The following is a 20,196-nucleotide window of genomic DNA, read 5'->3' on the forward strand; positions in this document are numbered from 1 at the left end:
CCCCGACGGGTCCGCTGACTCTGCTGAGGTACATATGACTGCGAAAAAGGTCACCGCCGCGATCGTCGGCTCCGGGAACATCGGCACCGACCTCCTCCACAAGCTCCACCGCTCCCCGTACATCGAGCCGCGCTGGATGATCGGCGTGGACCCCGACAGCGCGGGCCTCGCGCGGGCGCGGAAGCTGGGGGTCGAGGCGAGCCACGAGGGCGTCGGGCCCCTGCTCGCCCAGGACGAGCTGCCCGACCTCGTCTTCGAGGCGACGAGCGCCTACGTCCACCGCGCCAACGCCCCGCGCTACGCCGAACTCGGCATCAGGGCCATCGACCTGACCCCGGCCGCCGTCGGCCCCGCCGTGGTCCCGCCCGCGAACCTCACCGCGCACCTCGACGCGCCCAACATCAACATGATCACCTGCGGCGGCCAGGCCACCATCCCCATGGTGTACGCGGTCTCACGCGTCGTGCCCGTCGCGTACGCGGAGATCGTGGCCTCCGTCGCCTCGGTGTCCGCGGGGCCCGGCACCCGCGCGAACATCGACGAGTTCACCCGTACGACGTCCCGCGGCATCGAGGAGATCGGCGGCGCCGCGCGCGGCAAGGCGATCATCATCCTCAACCCGGCGGAGCCGCCCGTCATCATGCGCGACACCGTCTTCTGCGCCATCCCCGAGGACGCCGACCGGGACGCGATCACCCTCTCCGTGAAGGAGATCGCCGAGAGCGTGGCGACGTACGTACCCGGCTACCGGCTGCGCACGGAACCGCAGTTCGACGACCCGACACCCATGAACGGCGGGATGGCGCGCGTCGCGATCTTCCTGGAGGTGGAGGGCGCGGGCGACTTCCTGCCGCCGTACGCAGGAAACCTCGACATCATGACCGCCGCCGCGACGAAGGTCGGCGAGGAGCTCGCGAAGGAGATCCGCAAGTGAAGCCGTACTCCGAGACGCTGGACATCCGCGTCACCGACTCCTCGCTGCGCGACGGTTCGCACGCGAAGCGGCACCAGTTCACCGCCGACGACGTGCGCCGCATCGTCGGCGCCCTCGACGGCGCGGGCGTCCCCGTCATCGAGGTCACGCACGGCGACGGCCTGGGCGGCTCGTCCTTCAACTACGGGTTCTCGAAGACGCCCGAGCAGGAGCTCATCAAGGCCGCCGTCGACACGGCGCGCCAGGCGCGCATCGCGTTCCTGATGCTGCCGGGCCTTGGTGTGAAGGACGACATCAGGGCCGCGCACGCGAACGGCGCGAGCGTGTGCCGCATCGCGACGCACTGCACGGAGGCCGACATCTCCGTCCAGCACTTCGGCCTGGCACGGGAGATGGGCCTGGAGACCGTCGGGTTCCTGATGATGGCGCACTCCACGACACCGGAGCGGCTCGCCGCCCAGGCCAGGATCATGGCCGACGCCGGCTGCCAGTGCGTGTACGTCGTCGACTCGGCCGGCGCCCTGGTGATGGACGACGTCACCGACCGGGTGTCCGCGCTCGTCGCCGAACTGGGCGACGACGCGCAGGTCGGCTTCCACGGTCACGAGAACCTCGGCCTGGGTGTCGGCAATTCCGTGGCCGCCGTGCGCGCCGGAGCGCTGCAGATCGACGGTTCGACGCGACGGCTCGGCGCGGGCGCGGGCAACACGCCTGTCGAGGCGTTCGCCGCCGTCTGCCACAAGATGGGCCTGCGCACCGGCATCGACGTACTGAAGATCATCGACGCGGCCGAGGACGTCGTGCGGCCCGTCATGGACGACGAGTGCCTGCTCGACCGGATGTCCCTCCTGATGGGGCACGCCGGCGTCTACTCCAGCTTCCTCAAGCACGCCTATCGGCAGGCGGAGCGCTACGGCGTCTCCGGCGCCGAGATCCTGCTGCGCGCCGGGGAACGCCGCCTCGTCGGTGGCCAGGAGGACCAGCTCATCGACATAGCCGTCGAACTCGCGGCACGCGACTGAAGGGCAGGACACGCGACATGACCGCACAGCAGCAAGAGGTCCGCGTCATCGAGGCCGCCGCGCCGCCGGCCCGCTACGCCCGCGGCTGGCACTGCCTGGGCCTGGCCGCCGCCTTCCGTGACGGCGGCCCGCACGAGGTCGAGGCGTTCGGCACGAAGCTCGTCGTCTTCCGGGGGGAGCCCGCGGCGGGAGGTGCCGGCAGCCTGCACGTCCTCAACGCGTACTGCCCCCACATGGGCGGCAATCTCGCCCACGGCACCGTCAAGGGCGACGCCGTCGCCTGCCCGTTCCACGACTGGCGCTGGGCGGGCGACGGGCGCTGCGCCGGCATCCCGTACGCGCGCCGCGTCCCGCCGCGCGCCAGGACCCGCGCCTGGACCACCCTCGAACGCAACGGGCAGCTCTACGTGTGGCACGATCCCGAGGGCAACGAGCCCCCGCCCGGCGTCACCATCCCGCAGATCGAGGGCTTCGGAAGCCCCGAGTGGTCCGACTGGTCCTGGAGCGCGCTGCGCGTCGAGAACTCCAACTGCCGCGAGATCGTGGACAACGTCGTCGACATGGCGCACTTCTTCTACGTCCACTACGCGTTCCCGAACTACTTCAAGAACATCTTCGACGGCCATGTCGCCACCCAGTACATGGAGTCCACGCCGCGCGGCGACGTCGAGCTCGGCACGCTGTCCACCGGTGGCGGCCTGCGCTCCGACGCCTCGTACTTCGGCCCCTCGTACATGATCGACAAGCTGTGGAGCGATGTCGGGGGCGGTGTCGAGATGGAGTCCGTCCTCATCAACTGCCATTACCCGATCGACGAGAACAGCTTCATGCTCATGTACGGCGCGATCGTCAGGAAGCTGCCCGGCATGAGTGACGAGCAGGCCGCCGACGCCGCCCGGCTCACTTCCGAGGGCCTCGCGGTCGGCTTCGAGCAGGACGTCGAGATCTGGCGGAACAAGACCCGCACCGACAACCCGCTCCTCACCGAGGAGGACGGCCCCGTCTACCAACTGCGCCGCTGGTACGAGCAGTTCTATGTGGACGCCGGCGACGTCAAGGACGAGATGGTGCGGCGCTTCGAGTTCGAGATCGACACCGAGCGCGCGACCGCCGCCTGGCGCGCGGAGGTCGAGGAGAACCTCGCGCGACGGGAGGCCGGCTGATGCGGCCCGTGCAGTGCGGGGTCTGCGGAAACCAGGTCCTGTGCGAGAAGTTCAGCGCCGCCCACACGCAGATCCAGTGGACCGAGGAGGCGGCCGCGGTCTGCCCGATCATCGCGGAGCGCGTCGCGGCCGGTGAACTGAGCGCGCGGGTACGGGGCTGCGCGCCGCTGCGGGCGAGCATCGACGTGGCGGTCGCGAGCGGGCTCCTGGAGGTCGCGGATGCCTAGCGTGAAGGTCCGGGTCGCCGAGGTGATACGTGAGACGGCCGACGCGGTCTCCCTCGTCCTGGACGCACAACTTCCTTACAGGCCAGGCCAGTTCATGACGGTACGGCTGCCCGGTGGTGGGGCCCGCTGCTACTCGCTGGCCAGCTCCCCGCACACCGGCGAGCCCATGAAGGTCACCGTGAAGAGAGTGGCCGGGGGAGTCGGGTCGGGCTGGATCTGCGACAGCGTCGCGCCCGGCGACGAGCTGGAGGTCCTGCCGCCCGCGGGGACGTTCACGCCGCCCGGCCTCGACGGGGACGTGCTGCTCGTGGCGGGCGGCAGCGGCATCACGCCCGTCGTCTCCATCGCCAAGTCGGCGCTCGCAGCGGGCCGCGGCCGGGTCGCCCTCCTGTACGCGAACCGCGACGAGGAGTCGGTCATCTTCCGCGAGGAACTCCGCCTCCTGGGAGTCGAGTTCGCGGGCCGGCTCACCGTCGTGCACTGGCTGGAAACCCTCCAGGGCCTGCCCACGGCCGCCGCCCTGCGCGCACCCCTCGCCCCGTACGCGGGCCGCGACGCCTATCTGTGCGGGCCCGCGCCCCTGATGGACGCGGCCGAGCAGGCGCTACGGGCGGTGGGCGGCCGGTCCGTGCGCAGGGAGCGGTACTTCTCGCTCGGCGACGACGTGTTCGCCGGGCGGGAGGACCGGGCCGGGCTCCGGGGTGGAGCCGAGCCGGACGCCGACGACCACCGGCTCCACGTGGAACTCGACGGCGAGGAGCGGGAGGTGGCATGGCCCGCCGGGACGCCGCTGCTCGACGCCCTGCTCGCCGCCGGCGTCGACGCCCCCTTCTCGTGCCGCGAGGGCGCGTGCAGCGCGTGCTGCTGCCGGGTCACCAAGGGGGAGGTCACGATGGCGCGCAACGAGATCCTCGACCAGCGGGACCTCGACGAGGGGTACGTCCTCGCGTGCCAGGCGCTGCCGGTGTCGGACGCGGTGGGGGTCACGTACTCCTGAGGTGCGCGGGCCGGGTCTGCCGCTGAGGCGCCCGGCCCGCGCGGATGTGCGGGTCGGTCCGCTCGGATGCAGACCCGCCCGCTACATCCACTCACTCGTCCGCAGCCACCCCATCATGTTGTCCATGGCCTGCTCGGAGACGCCCGGCGCGCAGCTCGGCGGTGGCGCGGAGCGGGTCGCGCGGCCGGGCCCGTACAGGTCGCGCCAGACCGTGCGGGCGCAGGCGAGCACGGCGGGCGCGAGGCGTTCCAGGTCGCGCTGGGCCGTCAGCCCCTTGCCGGACAGGGAGATCGCGGCGACGGCCCGGCCCGCGCCGCGCAGCGGGGCCGCGACGCAGACGACGTCGCGGTGGCTCTCCTCGTGGTCGAAGGCGACGCCCCGGTCGCGGGCCGCGGCGAGCGCGGAGCGCAGCGCGGTCGGATGTGTGAGGGTGCGCGGCGTGCGGGGGCGCAGCCCGTGCGCGAGGACGCCCTCGACGGTGGCCGGGTCGCTGAACGCGAGGACCGCCTTGCCCGCGGCCGTGCAGTACGCGGGCATGCGGCCGCCGACCCGCGAGGGCACCGACGTGTCGTGCAGGCCGCCGATCCGCTCCAGGCAGACCACTTCGGCGCCGTCGAGGACGTACAGGTGGACCAGGTGCCCGGTCGACTCGTGCAGCGCGTGCAGCCGGGGGAGCGCCGTCCGGCGCAGCCGGTTGTGGTGGGCGGCGAGCGCGCCCAGTTCGAGCATCCCCATGCCCATCCGGTAGTCCCGGCCCTCCCGGTCGAGCCAGCCGAGCCGTACCAACTGGTCGAGGATGCGGTGGGCGGAGGACCGGGGGATCCCGGAGCGCCGGATCACCTCCGTGAGGGAGAGACGCGGCTGTGCGCCGTCGAAGGCGCCGAGCACCTTCGCGGCCTTCTCCAGGAGCGAGGGCGCGGCGCCCCCGACGATCCCGGTCTGCTCGGGCATGGCTGAACCCCCAGGACAACAGGGCGCATCCGCGACATTGCGGGCGCGTTGACGACCTCGCGCCGACCTTGCCATGCGCCCTCGGCCCAGGGGAAGAGCCGGGAGCTATGTATTTCGGTTCGGAATACCTTTCGCCGTCACGCCGCTCGCTGCTGCACGCCTGCCGTCGTCACGCCGCCCGCTGCTGCACGTCCGTGGTCGTCACGCCGGTGCTGCCACGAGGGACCGCAGCAGCACCACATCCGCCCCCGTGAGATCGGCGACGACCGTGCGGCCCGGGGCCGGGGCGATCGGCCGCACCGACGGGACCGCGAGGACCGCGCACCCTGCCGCCTCCGCCGACGCCACCCCCGTCGGGGTGTCCTCCACCGCGACGCACCGCGCGGGCTCCACGCCGAGCGCCGCGGCCGCCGCGAGATACGGGTCGGGCGCCGGCTTGGTGCGCGGCGTGTCCTCGGCCCCGTACACCGCGTCGAAGACGTGCCCGTCCAGGGACCCGGCGATCCGGCGCACCACCGCGCGCGGCGACGCCGACACCAGGGCTGTCGGGACCCCGGCCGCGCGCAGTGCGGCCAGCAGCCCGAGGGCGCCGGGCCGCGGCGGCGCGCCCTCGGCGATCCGGGCGGTGAAGCCCCGGCCCAGTTCGTCCGCGAGATCCTCGCGGGGCACGCCCAGGGACTCGTACAGCAGGTCCGCCGTGTCCTCGACCGAGCGTCCGAGCGCGGCGGCGCGGCCCTCCTCGTCCATTGGGCGGCCGTGCCGCTCGGACACGGCCTCGACGACCTCGAGCCACATGTCCTCGGTGTCGACGAGCGTGCCGTCCATGTCGAAGAGCACCGCCTGGAGGGCGGAGGGTTCGACGGGCAGCGCGCGGGTGGGCGCGCCGGCGTGGGCGCGAGGGGTGTTCACAGTGCTCCAGAAGCCGAAGGGACAGGCCGACCCTCTCATTACGGTCGCCTCGCATGACAGGCCGGTGAACGGCGCGCGCCATCCACGCAGCCCACAGGCGACAGCAGGGGAACCCGCCGAGGTTCCCGCTCAGCGGGAACCACCCGTTCTCGGCCCGCGGGAGGCGGGCGTACGGTCCAGCCACTCGAACCCGCACCCAGGAGAGGGCCCCCGCATGAGCGAATCCCCGGCCACCGCAGCCGCCGTACTCGAAGCGGTCCGCGCCCTCGCGCCGGCGCTGCGCGAGCGCGCCGCCGAGGCGGAGGCGCTGCGCAAGGTGCCCGACACGTCGATCAAGGATCTGGAGCAGACCGGCTTCTTCCGGCTCCTCCAGCCCCGGGCCCACGGCGGATTCGCCGCCGACCCGGCCGTCTTCTACGCCGCCGTCCGTGAGATCGCCCGAGCCTGCGGCTCCACCGGCTGGGTCGCGTCCGTCGTCGGCGTCCACCCCTGGCACGTCGCGCTCTACGACCCGCGCGCCCAGGAGGAGGTGTGGGGCACCGACCCGTCGACCCGGATCTGCTCCTCGTACGCCCCGACCGGCAAGGTCACACCCGTCGACGGCGGCTTCCGCATCAGCGGCTCCTGGAGCTTCTCCTCCGGCTGCGACCACGCGGACTGGGCACTGCTCGGCGGCCTCGTCATGGACGCGGACGGCCGGCCCGTCGACATGCGGACGTTCCTCGTGCCGCGCGCCGAGTACCGCATCGACGACGTGTGGGACACCGTCGGCCTGCGCGGCACCGGCTCCAACAACGTCGTGTGCGACGACGTGTTCGTGCCCGAGCACCGCGCCCTCAGCTTCGGCCCCGTCACGGCCCTGAACGTGCCGGGCCACGCGGTCAACCCGGAGCCGCTCTACCGCCTCCCGTACGCCGCCGTCTTCACCACCACCATCTCCACCCCCGTCGTCGGCATCGCCGAGGGCGCCCTCGACGCGTACATCGAGGCCACCCGCAAGCGCTTCCGCGTCTCCTATGGAGAGCAGGTCGCCGAGGACCCCTTCGCGCAGGTCCGCATCGCCCGCGCCGCCTCCGACATCGACGCCGCGGGCCTTCAGCTCCAGCGCAACATCGCCGAGTTGTACGCCTGCGCGGAGCGCGGCGAGGAACTCCCCATGCCGCTGCGCGCCCGTGCCCGCCGCGACCAGGTCCTCGCCACCGAGCGCGCCGTCGCCGCCGTCGACCTGCTCATGGAGAACGCGGGCGGCGGCGCCATGCGCACCGGCCCCAACCCGGTGCAGCGCGCCTGGCGCGACGTCCACACCGGCCGCGGCCACGCCGCCAACGATCCCGAGCGCGCCCTCCTCCTCTCCGGCCAGAGCGCCCTCGGCCTCGACATCCAGGACACGATGCTGTGAGCACCTCTGTCGAAGCGACGAACTCTCTTACGTACGAAGGGACTTCGCGGACGGGGAAAGCCGCGGGTCTGACCCTCCACTACCACGAGGCGGGCCCCGACGCCCCGGACGTCCCCGTCGTGATCATGCTGCACGGCGGTGGCCCCGGCGCCTCCGGCTGGTCCAACTTCGGCCGCAACCTGCCCGTGTTCGCGGAGCACTTCCGTACCCTCCTGATCGACCAGCCCTGCTACGGCGCCTCCGACAAGCCCGAGCTCACCAAGGACTTCTTCTCCTGCGCCGCCGACGCCGTCGCCGCCCTCATGGACGAACTGGCCATCCCTCAGGCCCACTTCGTCGGCAACTCCCTCGGTGGAGGCACCGCGACCCGGATGGCCCTCGACCACCCGGACAAGGTCGGCAAGCTCCTTCTGATGGGGCCGGGCGGCATCTCCGTCAACCTGTTCGCGCCCGACCCGACCGAAGGCATCAAGAAGCTCTTCGCGTTCAACGGCTCTGGCGAGCCGACCCGCGCCATGATGCGCGACTTCCTCACCACCCTCGCGTACGACGCGTCGATCGTCACCGACGCGTTCGTCGAGGAGCGCTACGCGCAGGCCACCGACCCCGAGGCCAAACTCGGCAACGACCGCATGGCCGCGTCCTTCGCCAAATGGCCCGCCGACACGATGCTGTGGCGCGAGGCCCACCGCATCACCGCTCCCACGCTCCTCACCTGGGGCCGTGAGGACCGCGTCAACCCGCTCGACGGCGCCCTGGTAGCCCTCAAGACCATCCCGGACGCGCGGCTGCACGTCTTCCCGCACTGCGGCCACTGGGCGCAGACCGAGCGGTTCGACGAGTTCAACCGTCTCGCCATCGACTTCTTCCGTCACTAGTCACCAGCCACCAGCCACCAGCCGCTGGTCACCGGCCACTTGTTGACCAGCCGCCGTTCGCCCGCCACTTGTCACCAGCCACCGAAAGGCCCGCAGCCATGGACATCCGCTCTCTGGGCTTCCTCCGCATCGAGACCGCGAAGCTCGCCGAGTGGCGCACCTACGTCATCGACATCCTCGGGATGACCGAGGGCGCCGACTCCACGGACACCGTCCTGCACGCCCGGATCGACGACCGTATCCGCCGTCTGTCCTTCGTGGCGGGCGAACACGACCGCCTTCTGTCGGCCGGTTTCGAGGTCGCGAACGCGCGAGCGCTCGCCGAGGCCGCCGCCGAACTCGAAGCGGCCGGAGTCGCCGTCAAGCACGCCGACGACGCCACTCTCGCCGACCGCCGCGTACAGGGCCTCATCCACTGCGAGGACCCGGCCGGCAACCCCCTGGAGATCTACTGGGGTCAGGCCCAGGACCACACGCCGCTCGCCGCGCCCTACGGCAACCGCTTCGTCACCGGCGACCACCTCGGCCTCGGCCACGTCGTCATGCCGGCCCCCGACATGGAAGCCACCCTCGACTTCTACGAGAACCTCCTCGGCTTCCAGCTCCGCGACCGCATGAAGCTGCCGCCCGTCGCCGTGCCCACGGGGAAGCCGGGCCAGGACTTCTACTGGATGAACTTCCTCAGCCCCAACGCCCGCCATCACAGCCTCGGCCTGTACCCGGGTGAACTCCCGCCCGGCATCGTGCACTTCATGGTCGAGCTGGAGCGCCTCGACGACGTCGGCTTCTGCCTGGACCGCATGAACGCGGCGGGCATCCCGATCGCCTCCACCCTCGGCCGGCACTCCAACGACCACATGGTGTCGTTCTACGCGCAGGCCCCCGGCGGCTTCCAGGTCGAGTACGGCTGGGACGGTCTCATCGTCGACAAAGCGACCTGGGTGACGAAGGAGATCACCTCCGACAGCTTCTGGGGCCACCGGTGGAACGGCTGACCCCGGACGCGTTCCGCGACGTCCTGGGCCACTTCGTGTCCGGCGTCACGGTCGTCGCCGCCCTCGACGAGGACACGGGCGAACCGGTGGGCCTCGCCTGTCAGTCCTTCGCCTCGCTCTCCCTCGAACCGCCCCTCGTGCTGCTGTGCGTCGCCAGGTCGTCGACGAGCTGGCCCAAGGTGCGGCGCGCCGGCCGGTTCGGCGTCTCGATCCTCGCCGACGACCAGCGCGCCGTGTGCGCCGCCGTCGGCCGCAGCGGGCCCGACAAGTTCCGCGACGTGCGGTGGGAGCCGGCCGGCGGCGGCGCGGTCCGCGTTGCCGGCGCCCTCGCCACCGTCGACTGCGAGCTCTACGCCGTCCACGAGGCCGGTGACCACTGGATCGTCACCGCCCGCGTCCTCGGCCTGACCGCACGCGACGACGGCAGACCCCTCCTCTACTTCCGCAGCGCCTACGCCACCGGGGAGTTCGCATGAGTGACGCCGAGATCGGCTACGACGTGGTGGTCGTCGGGTCCGGCGCCGCCGGGTTCGCCGCCGCGATCACCGCCCGCCTGCGCGGCCTGACCGCCCTGATCGTCGAGAAGACCGACCACTACGGCGGCTCCACCGCCCTGTCCGGCGGCGCGATCTGGGTACCGGGCAACTTCCACCTCGACGCGGCCGGCCTCGGCGACACGTACGAGAAGGCCCGTGCCTACCTCGACGCGACCGTCGGCGACCGCGTGCCGGGCGACCGCAAGGACGCCTACCTGCGGCACGGGCCGCGCATGGTGCGCGAGTTCCACGACCGCACCGCCGTCCGCTTCATGTACACACCCGGCTACTCCGACTACTTCCCGGAGGCGCTCGGCGGCATGGCACAGGGCCGCTCGGCCGAGCCCTGCGTCGTCGACCTCAAGGAACTCGGCCCGCTCGCCCGGGACCTGCGCCGGGCGGGGCTGCCCACGTACGGGCTGACCATGACGTCGTACGACTTCCGCTTCCTCAACATGGTCGCCCGCACCTGGGCCGGCAGGCGCAGGTCGCTGCGGGTGGGGGCGCGGGCCGTGGGCGCGGCGCTGCGCGGGCGCAAGCTGCTCTCGCTCGGCGAGGCGCTCATCGCCAGGATGCGGCTCTCCCTGGAACGGCTCGGCGGCGACCTGTGGCTGTCGGCGCCGCTGACCGGCCTCGTCGTCGAGGGCGGCCGCGTCACCGGCGTCCGCGTCCTGCGCGACGGGACCGAACATGTCGTACGGGCCCGCGGCGGCGTCGTCCTCGCCTCCGGCGGCTTCTCCCACGACCAGGCACTGCGCGACAAGTACCTGCCGCAGCCCACGTCCACCGCCTGGACCCACTCCTCCGAGGGCCAGGTCGGCGACGCCCTGCGCCTGGGCGAGGAACTCGGCGCCGCCACCGACCTCCTCGACAAGGTGTGGGGCGCCCCCTCCGTGTGCCCGCCGGGCGAGAAGCCGTTCTTCCTCGTCGCCGACCGGGGCATCCCCGGCATGGTGATCGTGAACGCGGCGGGGGAGCGGTACGCCAACGAGGCGGCGCCGTACCACGAGTTCGTGGACCGCATGTACGCCGCCGACCGCCCCGACGCGACGACCGTCCCGTCCTGGCTGATCCTCGACGCCCGCTCCAAGGCCCGCTACATCTTCGCGGGCCTCTTCCCCGGCCAGGCCTTCCCGAAGCGGTGGCGCGAGAGCGGCTTCCTGAAGGAGGCCGCCACCGTGGAGGAGCTGGCCCGGATCATCGAGGCACCCCGACTCCCCTCTGCGATAAGGAGGTTCAACGGCTTCGCCGCCACCGGGAAGGACGAGGACTTCGCGCGCGGCGACAGCGTCTACGACCGCTACTACGGCGACCCGACCCTGCAGAACCCCAACCTCGCCCCCCTCGACAAGGGACCCTTCTACGCCGTCCCCGTCCACCCCGGCGACATCGGCACCAAGGGCGGCCTCGTCACGGACGGCGACGCCCGCGTCCTGCGCGAGGACGGCACCTCCGTCGCCGGGCTCTACGCCTCCGGGAACTGCTCGGCGGCCGTCATGGGGGAGACGTACCCGGGACCCGGCGCCACGATCGGTCCCGCCATGGCGTTCAGCTGGGCCGCCGTCAACGACATCGCGGGACGGTCCACTCCAGACGGGCCCTGACCCGCGCGTCGGGGACATGGCGGATCGCGTCCCGCGCCGTGTCGTGCGCGTACCCGCCGGGCGCCTGGCAGGCGAGGATCCGCGCGAGCGCCTCGACGGCCCGCGGATCGTGGCGCAGCGCCAGGCCGCGGGCCGCCTCCGCCGCGGCGTCCGGGACCGGGTCGCCGAGGAGCGCGGCCAGCGCGTCGCGCACCTCCGACGTGTCCGCAGGGGCCGCGGCGAGCGCCGCCGCGGCCCAGTTGCGCACATCGCCGTCCACGTCGCGGGTCAGCGCGACCAGCGCCGCGACGCCCTCGCCGTGACCGGCCGGCACCAGACCCGTCAGGGCCACCGCCACCGCGCGGCGCACCTGCGGCTCCGGACGCCGCGCGTGCAGCAGGATCTCCGGCAGCGCCGCCGGATCCCCGAGACGGCCGAGCGCGACGACGGCCGAGCGCAGACCGGCGGTGTCGCGGGCCGTGCGGGCCAGGGCACACAGCAGCGGGAGCGACCTGGCCGTGTACCGGCCCCGCGGCCCCAACTGCCCGAGCACGTCCGCCCCGAAGGCCCGCCGCAGCGCCTCACCGCTCGCACACCACGCGGCCGCCGCGAGGAACGTCTCCTCGTCGCCACGCGCCCGGAGCACGGCCACCGCCTCGGTCCAGTCGTCGTCGTCCGGGTCACCGCGCCGCAGGGCACGCTCCGCCAGCTCGGCGGCCGGTGTGACGACACCCAGGTCCGCCTCCAGGAGCGTCGCGATCGCCGCGTGCCCCGTCTGCAGGTCGTTGCCCGACCGCGGCCGCCCCTTCTCGTCGAGCAGCTCCACGACCACGGTCACCCCGCCGTCCTCCACGAAGCGCTGCGTCACCGCCTCGCTCCCGGGCCGCTCAAGTCCCGCACGCAGCACCGCCGCCACATCCGCACCGCACCAGGCCAGCGCCTCCGCCAGCGCCTCGGTCCGCCCCTGCGCGCCGTGTTCGAGCAACGCACGCACACACCCCGTGGACCCGCGCCGGGCCGCCGCGACCAGCGGAAGACCGCCACCGGGACCCGGCAACCGAGGATCCGCGCCGCCGTCGAGCAGCGCCCGCACCACCTGCTCCTGCCCGCGCTGGAGCGCCCACGCCATCGCCGTGAACCCGAACTCCTCGCGCAGATCGACCCGCGCGCCCGCCGCGAGCAGCGCCCGCACCACCTCCGTGTGCCCGCCGCACGCCGCCCCGCACAACGGCAGATCCGTGCCACCGCTCAGCCGGTCCGGGTCCGCCCCGGCCGACAACAGCAGCCGTACGATGCCCGGTTCGTCGCTCACCGACGCCAGATAGAGCGCCGTACGGCCCTCGTCGTCCGGCTCGTCCGCCGCGGCGCCCGCCCGCAGGGCCCGCACCACCGCGTCCTCGTCACCGCCGTACACCGCGTCGAACAGGCCACCCGCGCCTGCCTTCTGCTCTTCGTCCATAGGTCGACCATCGCCCCTCACCCGGGGTGAAAGCAAAGCGCTTTGAGCCTATGTGTCGCAGTCCATCACGGTGTGGCACAGTGCGCACCGCGCCCGCACCCGGCCCCGCACCGGCACCCCGATCCGCTGATGACACGTCGGACACGGAAACGTCACCCGCAGCGCGGACCCCTGCGTCGAGAACGCGTACGCACCGCCCGGCGCCCCCGCGCCCGCCCCGCTCTCCCGCGCCTCACGCCGGTCCTTCGCGTACCGCCGCCGCCCCGCCCACCCGGCCGCCGTCAGAGGCGGCCGCTGCTCGTCGGCCCGCGCCCGCGCCAGCCCCTTCGTGTACGCGGTGTAGGCCTGCGCACTGGTGAACCACGTCTCCGGCGCCTCACCGAACGCGAGCGACCGCTTGGCCAGCACGTAGCCGAACTCCTCGGGCGTGAGATAGCCGAGCTTCTGCGACGACGCCGCGTCCTCCCGGTACGCGTCGAGCAGCAGCCAGCCCGCCCCCAGATAGGTGGTGGCCGTGTCCGTGAGGATCTCGTTGTCCCGCGTCCCAGGAAACGCGAGACCGAGCCGGTGCAGATAGACGTGCATGACCTCGTGGGCGAGAGCGGCCCCGATGTCCCGCCGGTGCGTACGGAACCGGTCGTTCAGCTCGATGAAGTACTCCGGACCCGCCGCCAGCTCGACACTCGCCGCATGCGTCATCTCGCGGAAACTGACGATCATCCGCGCATCCGGCAGCCGGTAGTGCCGCACCAGCTCACGCGCCACCCGCTGCGCCCCCAGATACAGGTCGTCCTGATCGCAGAACGCCACGTCGACCGGGGCGACGCTCGTCTCGAATGTGTGCACGGTGTCGTACGAAAGCCTCTTGTACAGCGCCGTCACCGCCGCCCGCACCGTCTCCAGATGTGGAAAGCCGTGCTCCACCGGTCCGCCGTTCGCCACGCCCGCACCCCCTGGGGCCGCCGGGCACCACCGCCCGGACACCGGAACTCCACTGTACGGCGGGATCCGACAGGCCCACCGGGCGCGATTAGTCCAAGACCTCTCCCCTCTTTGTCCATGGGCCCGCAGGCCCCGACCGCAGCATCGTGATCACCGCGCCCCACCATGAGCGCAGCGAGGACCGTGCCCGCCGGCTCCCACGGAGAGCGGCCCGCACCCGTCGCGCGTAGAGAGGGGCCGGTTCCGTGATCCGGAACCGGCCCCGTACGTCTGCCCGGCAGCGCCTACGACAACGTCACACGCGGCTCACCCGCCGCCTCCGTCTCGAGCACCCACACCTCGTTGCGGCCCTCGCGCAGCACGGGACCCGGAACGTACAGCGAGTGCTGCGGCCCCACCGACCAGTAACGGCCCAGGTTGAAACCGTTCACCCACACGAACCCCCGCGTCCAGCCCGGCAGTTCGAGCTCCGCGTCCCCCGCGCCGCTCACCTCGAACGCGCCGCGGTACAGGCCCGCGCCCCCCGCGGGACCGTCCACCGGCGCAAGGCCCCGCACGGCGTCCGCGTCGTCGAACGCGTCCAGACGCAGCGCCCGCGCCCGCACCCCGTGCAGGTACTGCCGCTCGTGCAGCACCCCGCCCGTGACGCCCTTCGGCTCACCCGTGCGCGGCCCGTAGTTGACCCGGCCGAGCGACTCCACCCACAGCTCGATACGGGCGGGCCCCGCGACAGGCTCCGCCAGGACCGGCTCGTCCTCCGTGAGCACCCCGGCCCGCACCCCGTCCACGTACACCACGGCACGATCGCGCAGCCCCGCCGCCCGCAGCGGATACGGCCTGCGCGGCCCCGGCACGTCCACGCTGTAGCGGACCAGACCCCGGTCCACATCGAGCTCCTCGAAGGTCGGCGGCACCGCGTACTCGCCCTCCGCCGAACCGAGCCCGTCCAGGACCGCGTCCAGCGGCACGTACGACGTCAGCTCCGCCGTCACCGCGCCGGCCAGCGCCGCCGGCTGCTCGGGGACGTCCGGCAGCGGCCCGTCCGCGTACTCGGCGAACACCTCACGGAAGCGCCAGAACTTCTCCGTCGGCCGCCCGTGCTCGTCGACCGGCGCGTCGTAGTCGTACGACGTCACATCGGGCTGGAGCCGCCCGTCGTGCAACTGCCCCGCCCGGTTCGCCCCCGCCCAGCCCCCGAAACTCGTCCCGCCGTGCGCCATGTACAGATTGACCGACGCCCCGCACTCCAGGATCTCCCGCAGAGCCGCGGCCGCCTCCTCCGCGTCCCGCACGACATGGTCCGCGCCCCAGTGGTCGAACCAGCCGCACCAGAACTCCATGCACATCAGCGGGCCCTTGGGCCGGTGCCGGCGCAGCGTCTCGAAACCCTTCCGCGCGTTCGACCCGAAATTCGCCGTCGCGAGGACACCGGGCACCGAGCCGCCCGTCAGCATGTGGTCGTCCGGACCGTCCGACGTGAACAGCGGCGCGGTCACCCCGAGCCCGCGCAGACCGTCCGCGAGACGGGCCAGATACACCTGGTCCGAGCCGTACGAGCCGTACTCGTTCTCCACCTGCACCATGATCACCGGGCCGCCCCGGTCGTGCTGCCGCTCCACGACCTGGGGGAGCAGCGCCGCGAACCAGCGCTCCACCGCCGCAAGGAACTCCCCGTCCCTGGTCCGCGCCCGCGAGCCCAGCGGCCCCGTCAGCCAGTGCGGCAGCCCGCCGTTCTCCCACTCGGCGCAGATGTAGGGCCCCGGACGCACGATCGCCCACAGCCCCGCCTCGCGCACCGCGTCCAGGAACCGGCCCAGAGCCCCGACGTCGCGCAGCTCGCCGGGGCGCGGCTCGTGCAGATTCCACGGGACGTACGTCTCCACACAGTTCAGGCCCATCGCCCGCAGCATCGCGAGACGGTGCCCCCACTGCTCCTCGTGCACCCGGAAGTAGTGCAGCGCCCCCGACAGGAGCCGCACCGGCCGCCCGTCGACCTCGAAGTCGTCCTCGCCCACTCTGAACCCGGCCATCATGTCCCTCTCGTTCACCGAGAGCCTGTTTTCGCACTCCGGGCGGGCGCGGGGCGCCCTGATCCGCCCGCAGCGCGAAGACAGGCTCTTACTGCCCGCCACGATCACCTCTGGCGGGCGGCAGGGTCCATGGACAAAGATCAGCCCTGTTTGGACGCAACGCGCGCACCACCGGCACCACACCCGCCCAGGAAGGGACACAAGCGGATGTACCACACCTGGATGCGGTATTTCACCCCCAGCCCGGCCCACCACCGCCTCGGCCTCGTCTGCCTCGGCGTCGGCCTCCAGTACGGCGCCCTGCCCACCGTCGGCCCCCGCACCCTCGACCACCACGTCGCCGTCGTCATCACCGCCGGACGCGGCTGGTACCAGACCCCCGACGGCCGCCGCACCACCGTCACCGCCCCCGCCCTCCTCTGGGTCACCCCCGGCGTCCCCCACCACTACGGGCCCGACCCCGACACCGGCTGGGACGAATGCTTCGTCGACTTCACCGGCCCCGCCGCCACCACCTACACCGAACTCGGCTACATAGAACCCGACCGCCCCGTCGTCCCCCTCTCCGACGCCGCCCACGCCCGCACCGCCGTCGGCCGCATCGCCCGCGCCGCCCGCCGCGGCAACCCCCTCCTCGAGGTCGAGACCGCCGCCGCCGTCCATGAACTCCTCGTCGCCCTGCGCCGCGCCCGCGCCGACATGGCCCCCGACGGCGACCCCGTCCTCCAGTCCCTCGCCCGCGACGCCTTCCAGCCCCTGTCCGTCGCCGAACACGCCGCCCGCCACGGCATGACCCCCGCCGAACTGCGCACCGCCGTCCGCCGCGGCGCGGGATGCAGCCCCAAGGACTACCTCCTCGGCATCCGCCTCGGCCGCGCGAAAGAACTCCTCGCCGCCACCGAACTCCCCGTCGCCGCCGTCGCCCGCCGCGTCGGCTACGACGACCCCGCCTACTTCTCCCGCCTGTTCACCCGCCGTGTCGGCACCGCACCCGTCCGCTTCCGCGAACAACAGGGCCGCACCGTCCCCGGCGGCTGGTCGAACACCGTCCCCGACCCCGACGACCCCCCGATGCTGCGCTCCCCGGGCGCCACGATCGAGCGCCCCCGCGCCACGTAGGGTTTCCTCCCATGACCAACAGCAACGCCCGCGACGCCGTGGACCCCGCCGTCCGCGCCGAACTCGCCCGCCTGCGCGACAGCATCGACAACATCGACGCCGCCGTCGTCCACATGCTCGCCGAACGCTTCAAATGCACCCAGCAGGTCGGCCACCTCAAGGCCGAACACGCCCTGCCCCCGGCCGACCCCGCCCGCGAAGCCAGCCAGATCACCCGCCTGCGCCAGCTCGCCGAGAGCGCCAAACTCGACCCCGCATTCGCCGAGAAGCTCCTCAACTTCATCATCAGCGAAGTGATCCGCCACCACGAGCAGATCGCCGCCAGCTCAAGCCCCTCCGGCGATTGAGGAGCGGGGCCCGGGGCAGAGCCCCGAGACGGTGACGCCGACGCCGGGCAAGGTCCTGTCGGAGGACGCCCCCGGGCCACCTGTCCCCCGCCGGAGGCGTGCGGCAGCATGTCCCCATGTCCGTACTGACGCGCGACGAAGCGCAGACCCGAGCTCAGCTCATCGACGTCCAGCGGTACACGATCGACCTCGATCTCACCCGCGGAGCCGACACCTTCGACTCCACCACCGTCATCGGTTTCACCACCCGCACGGCCGGAGACACCTTCGTCGAGGTCAGGCCCGCCGCCCTGCGATCCGTCACCCTCGACGGACACCCCCTGGACCCCGCCGCACTCGACGACAACCGGCTCCCCCTCACCGGCCTCACCCCCGGCCCCCACGAACTGCGCGTCGAAGCCGCCATGGCCTACTCGCACACCGGCGAAGGCATGCACCGCTTTACCGACCCCACCGACGGCGAGACGTACACCTACACGCAGCTGTTCATGGAAGACGTCCAGCGCGTCTTCGCCGCCTTCGACCAGCCCGACCTCAAGGCCGTCTTCGACCTCACCGTCACCGCCCCCGACGGCTGGACCGTCCTCGCCAACGGCGTCACCGAAGACCTCGGCGACGGCACATGGCGGGCCGCCACCACCCCCCTCCTGTCCACCTACCTCGTCGCCGTCGCCGCGGGCCCCTGGCACTCCGTGCGCACCGAACACCGCGGACTGCCCTTCGGCATCCACTGCCGCCGCTCCCTCGCCCCCTACCTCGACGCGGACGCCGAGGAAATCCTCGACATCACCCGCGCCTGCTACGACCGCTACCACGAGAAGTTCGAGGAGCCCTACCCCTTCGACTCCTACGACCAGGCGTTCGTCCCCGAATTCAACGCCGGCGCCATGGAGAACCCCGGACTCGTCACCTTCCGCGACGAGTTCATCCACCGCTCCGCCGTCACCGACACCGAACGCCAGACCCGCGCCATGGTCATCGCCCACGAAATGGCCCACATGTGGTTCGGCGACCTCGTCACCCTCCGATGGTGGGACGACATCTGGCTCAACGAGTCCTTCGCCGAATACATGGGCTACCAGACCCTCACCGAAGCAACCCGCTTCACCGGCACCTGGGTCGACTTCGGAGTGGCCCGCAAAGCCTGGGGATACGACGCCGACCAGCGCCCCTCCACCCACCCCGTCGCCCCCGACGCCGACGCCGTCCCCGACACGGCGTCCGCCCTGCTCAACTTCGACGGCATCTCCTACGCCAAGGGCGCCTCCGCACTGCGCCAACTCGTCGCCTGGCTCGGCGAGAAGGACTTCCTCGCCGGCATCAACACCCACTTCCGGCGCCACAAGTTCGCCAACGCCACCCTCGCCGACTTCATCGCCTCCCTCGCCCACCACACCGACCGCGACGTCCACGCCTGGGCCGACACCTGGCTGCGCACCACCGGCGTCGACACCCTCACCGCCACCGTCACCGAACACCCCGGACAGACGGCACTCACCCTCACCCGCGACGGCAGCCGCCCCCACCGCATCACCGTCGGCATCTACGACCGCGACCTCATCGACGGCGCCACCCTCGTCCGCCGCGAACTGAGCGAAGTCGACCTTCCCGCCGACGGCGAACACAGCCTCCCCGGCCCCCGCCCCGCCCTCGTCGTCCCCAACGACCAGGACCTCACCTACGCCAAGATCCGCCTCGACCCCCACTCCGAGGAAGCCGCCCTGCGCGGCCTCTCCCGCGTCCCCGACCCCCTCACCCGCGCCGTCCTGTGGAACTGCCTGCGCGACATGGTCCGCGACGGCGAACTCGAACCCCTCACCTACCTCGAAGCCGCCCGCGCCCACCTCCCCGGCGAACGCGAACTCGCCAACGTCCAGGGCGTCCTCGCCTTCGCCCGCACCCAGATCGCCGACCACTACACCACCCCCACCGAACGCCCCGACGCCCTCGCCCTCCTCACCGACCTGTGCACCGACCTCATCCGCCGCACCGAGGACGGCAGCGACCCGGGCCTGCGCCTCACCGCCGTGCGCACCCTCATCGACAGCGCCGCACACGCCGACACCATCCGCGACTGGTACGACAGCGGCAGCGTCCCCGGCGGCCCCGAACTCGACCCCGAACTGCGCTGGCGCATCCTCGGCCGCCTCTGCGTACTCGGCGCCGTCGACGACGCGGTCATCGAGGCCGAACTCACCCAGGACCCCAGCGCCACCGGCCGGCAGGGCGCCGCTCACTGCCGCGCCGCCCTGCCCGACCCCGAGGCCAAACGCGCCGCCTGGGACGCCATGTTCACCACCGACGAGCTCTCCAACTACCTCTTCACCGCCACCGCCCAGGGCTTCTGGCAGCCCGAACAGAACGACCTCCTGCACCCCTACGTGGCCCGCTACTTCCCCGACGCCGTGGCCGTCGCCCACCGCCGCGGCCCCGCCATCGCCGACGCCGCCGGACGCCACGCCTTCCCCGCCCACGCCATCGACACCCACACCCTCACCCTCGGCGAAAGCTGCATCGCGGACGACGACCCCATCCCCGCCCTGCGCCGCCGCCTCGCCGACCAGCTCGACGACCTCGCCCGCGCCTTGAAGATCAGGACAGCCACCGCCGCGTCCTAGGACCCGGCACGTACGGGGTCCGGCCGCACCGGACCCCGTACCACCAACCGCCCCGCCCCCACCCAATCCCCGTACCGCAGTACCACT

18 protein-coding genes are annotated in these 20,196 nt (G+C 72.5%); 13 read left to right on the forward strand and 5 right to left on the reverse strand.

Going from position 1 to position 20,196, the window contains the following annotated elements:
* Window positions 1-34: 34 nt before the first annotated feature.
* The 5 genes from OHO83_RS32430 to OHO83_RS32450 are packed head-to-tail and all read left to right on the forward strand — an operon-like array spanning window position 35 to window position 4,343.
* The gene (locus OHO83_RS32430; protein ID WP_266669476.1) at window positions 35-934 is read left to right on the forward strand and encodes an acetaldehyde dehydrogenase (acetylating); all 900 of its coding nucleotides are present in this window, start codon (window positions 35-37) and stop codon (window positions 932-934) included.
* Window positions 931-1,956 (forward strand): 4-hydroxy-2-oxovalerate aldolase, encoded by a 1,026-nt coding sequence (gene dmpG / locus OHO83_RS32435; protein ID WP_266669475.1) that lies wholly within the window; start codon window positions 931-933, stop codon window positions 1,954-1,956. Before OHO83_RS32430 ends, dmpG begins: the two co-directional genes overlap by 4 nt.
* 17 nt (window positions 1,957-1,973) lie before the next feature.
* Window positions 1,974-3,119, forward strand: coding sequence for a Rieske 2Fe-2S domain-containing protein (locus tag OHO83_RS32440; RefSeq protein WP_330280115.1), 1,146 nt, complete (start codon window positions 1,974-1,976; stop codon window positions 3,117-3,119).
* The gene (locus OHO83_RS32445) at window positions 3,119-3,346 is read left to right on the forward strand and encodes a hypothetical protein (RefSeq protein ID WP_116502649.1); all 228 of its coding nucleotides are present in this window, start codon (window positions 3,119-3,121) and stop codon (window positions 3,344-3,346) included. Before OHO83_RS32440 ends, OHO83_RS32445 begins: the two co-directional genes overlap by 1 nt.
* Window positions 3,339-4,343: a ferredoxin--NADP reductase gene (locus tag OHO83_RS32450; RefSeq protein ID WP_330280116.1), complete on the forward strand. Its 1,005-nt coding sequence runs from the start codon at window positions 3,339-3,341 to the stop codon at window positions 4,341-4,343. Before OHO83_RS32445 ends, OHO83_RS32450 begins: the two co-directional genes overlap by 8 nt.
* 81 nt (window positions 4,344-4,424) lie before the next feature.
* Here the strand turns inward: OHO83_RS32450 and OHO83_RS32455 are convergent, their stop codons facing one another.
* Complete coding sequence (locus tag OHO83_RS32455; protein WP_326713499.1) at window positions 4,425-5,294, reverse strand: IclR family transcriptional regulator; 870 nt, start codon at window positions 5,292-5,294, stop codon at window positions 4,425-4,427.
* Between the two features lie 201 nt (window positions 5,295-5,495).
* Window positions 5,496-6,203: an HAD family hydrolase gene (locus OHO83_RS32460; protein WP_330280117.1), complete on the reverse strand. Its 708-nt coding sequence runs from the start codon at window positions 6,201-6,203 to the stop codon at window positions 5,496-5,498.
* 214 nt (window positions 6,204-6,417) lie between these two features.
* Here OHO83_RS32460 and hsaA point away from each other — a divergent pair, with 214 nt between their 5' ends.
* From hsaA to OHO83_RS32485, 5 genes are all read left to right on the forward strand, one after another.
* Window positions 6,418-7,602, forward strand: coding sequence for a 3-hydroxy-9,10-secoandrosta-1,3,5(10)-triene-9,17-dione monooxygenase oxygenase subunit (hsaA, locus tag OHO83_RS32465; RefSeq protein WP_266565412.1), 1,185 nt, complete (start codon window positions 6,418-6,420; stop codon window positions 7,600-7,602).
* On the forward strand, window positions 7,599-8,480 hold the full coding sequence (gene hsaD, locus OHO83_RS32470) for a 4,5:9,10-diseco-3-hydroxy-5,9,17-trioxoandrosta-1(10),2-diene-4-oate hydrolase (RefSeq protein ID WP_266669466.1): 882 nt from the start codon (window positions 7,599-7,601) through the stop codon (window positions 8,478-8,480). The genes hsaA and hsaD overlap by 4 nt, the downstream gene beginning before the upstream one ends.
* Before the next feature lie 98 nt (window positions 8,481-8,578).
* Window positions 8,579-9,475 carry a VOC family protein gene (locus tag OHO83_RS32475; RefSeq protein WP_266565414.1) on the forward strand — a complete coding sequence of 299 codons (897 nt, stop codon included), beginning with the start codon at window positions 8,579-8,581 and terminating at the stop codon, window positions 9,473-9,475.
* Window positions 9,463-9,951, forward strand: coding sequence for a flavin reductase family protein (locus tag OHO83_RS32480; RefSeq protein ID WP_330280118.1), 489 nt, complete (start codon window positions 9,463-9,465; stop codon window positions 9,949-9,951). The genes OHO83_RS32475 and OHO83_RS32480 overlap by 13 nt, the downstream gene beginning before the upstream one ends.
* On the forward strand, window positions 9,948-11,615 hold the full coding sequence (locus OHO83_RS32485; RefSeq protein WP_266669461.1) for an FAD-dependent oxidoreductase: 1,668 nt from the start codon (window positions 9,948-9,950) through the stop codon (window positions 11,613-11,615). The genes OHO83_RS32480 and OHO83_RS32485 overlap by 4 nt, the downstream gene beginning before the upstream one ends.
* On the opposite strand, the gene OHO83_RS32490 is transcribed toward OHO83_RS32485, so the two are convergent.
* The 3 genes from OHO83_RS32490 to OHO83_RS32500 all read right to left on the reverse strand — a co-directional run bounded on the left by OHO83_RS32490 (window position 11,575) and on the right by OHO83_RS32500 (window position 16,025).
* On the reverse strand, window positions 11,575-13,053 hold the full coding sequence (locus tag OHO83_RS32490) for an ankyrin repeat domain-containing protein (RefSeq protein WP_330280119.1): 1,479 nt from the start codon (window positions 13,051-13,053) through the stop codon (window positions 11,575-11,577). The genes OHO83_RS32485 and OHO83_RS32490 overlap by 41 nt on opposite strands.
* Before the next feature lie 48 nt (window positions 13,054-13,101).
* The gene (locus tag OHO83_RS32495) at window positions 13,102-13,995 is read right to left on the reverse strand and encodes a hypothetical protein (RefSeq protein ID WP_329435642.1); all 894 of its coding nucleotides are present in this window, start codon (window positions 13,993-13,995) and stop codon (window positions 13,102-13,104) included.
* Window positions 13,996-14,279: 284 nt separating this feature from the next.
* On the reverse strand, window positions 14,280-16,025 hold the full coding sequence (locus OHO83_RS32500; RefSeq protein WP_330280814.1) for a glycoside hydrolase family 35 protein: 1,746 nt from the start codon (window positions 16,023-16,025) through the stop codon (window positions 14,280-14,282).
* Between the two features lie 207 nt (window positions 16,026-16,232).
* Between OHO83_RS32500 and OHO83_RS32505 the strand changes: the two genes are divergently transcribed.
* The 3 genes from OHO83_RS32505 to pepN all read left to right on the forward strand — a co-directional run bounded on the left by OHO83_RS32505 (window position 16,233) and on the right by pepN (window position 20,109).
* Window positions 16,233-17,144, forward strand: a complete 912-nt coding sequence (locus OHO83_RS32505) for a helix-turn-helix domain-containing protein (RefSeq protein WP_329435643.1) — start codon at window positions 16,233-16,235, stop codon at window positions 17,142-17,144.
* Window positions 17,145-17,155: 11 nt separating this feature from the next.
* Window positions 17,156-17,491 (forward strand): chorismate mutase, encoded by a 336-nt coding sequence (locus tag OHO83_RS32510; protein ID WP_266669453.1) that lies wholly within the window; start codon window positions 17,156-17,158, stop codon window positions 17,489-17,491.
* Window positions 17,492-17,607: 116 nt separating this feature from the next.
* Complete coding sequence (gene pepN / locus OHO83_RS32515) at window positions 17,608-20,109, forward strand: aminopeptidase N (RefSeq protein WP_329435645.1); 2,502 nt, start codon at window positions 17,608-17,610, stop codon at window positions 20,107-20,109.
* Window positions 20,110-20,196: the final 87 nt, after the last annotated feature.

It is taken from the genome of Streptomyces sp. NBC_00569 (assembly GCF_036345255.1).
Taxonomy (GTDB): Bacteria; Actinomycetota; Actinomycetes; order Streptomycetales; family Streptomycetaceae; genus Streptomyces.

Coding starts and splice junctions, on each gene's coding strand:
- OHO83_RS32430 (WP_266669476.1), top strand. CDS start 35: ATGACTGCGAAAAAGGTCACCGCCGCGATCGTCGGCTCCGGGAACATC.
- hsaA (WP_266565412.1), top strand. CDS start 6,418: ATGAGCGAATCCCCGGCCACCGCAGCCGCCGTACTCGAAGCGGTCCGC.
- OHO83_RS32490 (WP_330280119.1), bottom strand. CDS start 13,053: ATGGACGAAGAGCAGAAGGCAGGCGCGGGTGGCCTGTTCGACGCGGTG.
- OHO83_RS32450 (WP_330280116.1), top strand. CDS start 3,339: ATGCCTAGCGTGAAGGTCCGGGTCGCCGAGGTGATACGTGAGACGGCC.
- OHO83_RS32500 (WP_330280814.1), bottom strand. CDS start 16,025: ATGGCCGGGTTCAGAGTGGGCGAGGACGACTTCGAGGTCGACGGGCGG.
- OHO83_RS32455 (WP_326713499.1), bottom strand. CDS start 5,294: ATGCCCGAGCAGACCGGGATCGTCGGGGGCGCCGCGCCCTCGCTCCTG.
- OHO83_RS32440 (WP_330280115.1), top strand. CDS start 1,974: ATGACCGCACAGCAGCAAGAGGTCCGCGTCATCGAGGCCGCCGCGCCG.
- OHO83_RS32475 (WP_266565414.1), top strand. CDS start 8,579: ATGGACATCCGCTCTCTGGGCTTCCTCCGCATCGAGACCGCGAAGCTC.
- pepN (WP_329435645.1), top strand. CDS start 17,608: ATGTCCGTACTGACGCGCGACGAAGCGCAGACCCGAGCTCAGCTCATC.
- OHO83_RS32485 (WP_266669461.1), top strand. CDS start 9,948: ATGAGTGACGCCGAGATCGGCTACGACGTGGTGGTCGTCGGGTCCGGC.
- OHO83_RS32445 (WP_116502649.1), top strand. CDS start 3,119: ATGCGGCCCGTGCAGTGCGGGGTCTGCGGAAACCAGGTCCTGTGCGAG.
- OHO83_RS32510 (WP_266669453.1), top strand. CDS start 17,156: ATGACCAACAGCAACGCCCGCGACGCCGTGGACCCCGCCGTCCGCGCC.
- OHO83_RS32505 (WP_329435643.1), top strand. CDS start 16,233: ATGTACCACACCTGGATGCGGTATTTCACCCCCAGCCCGGCCCACCAC.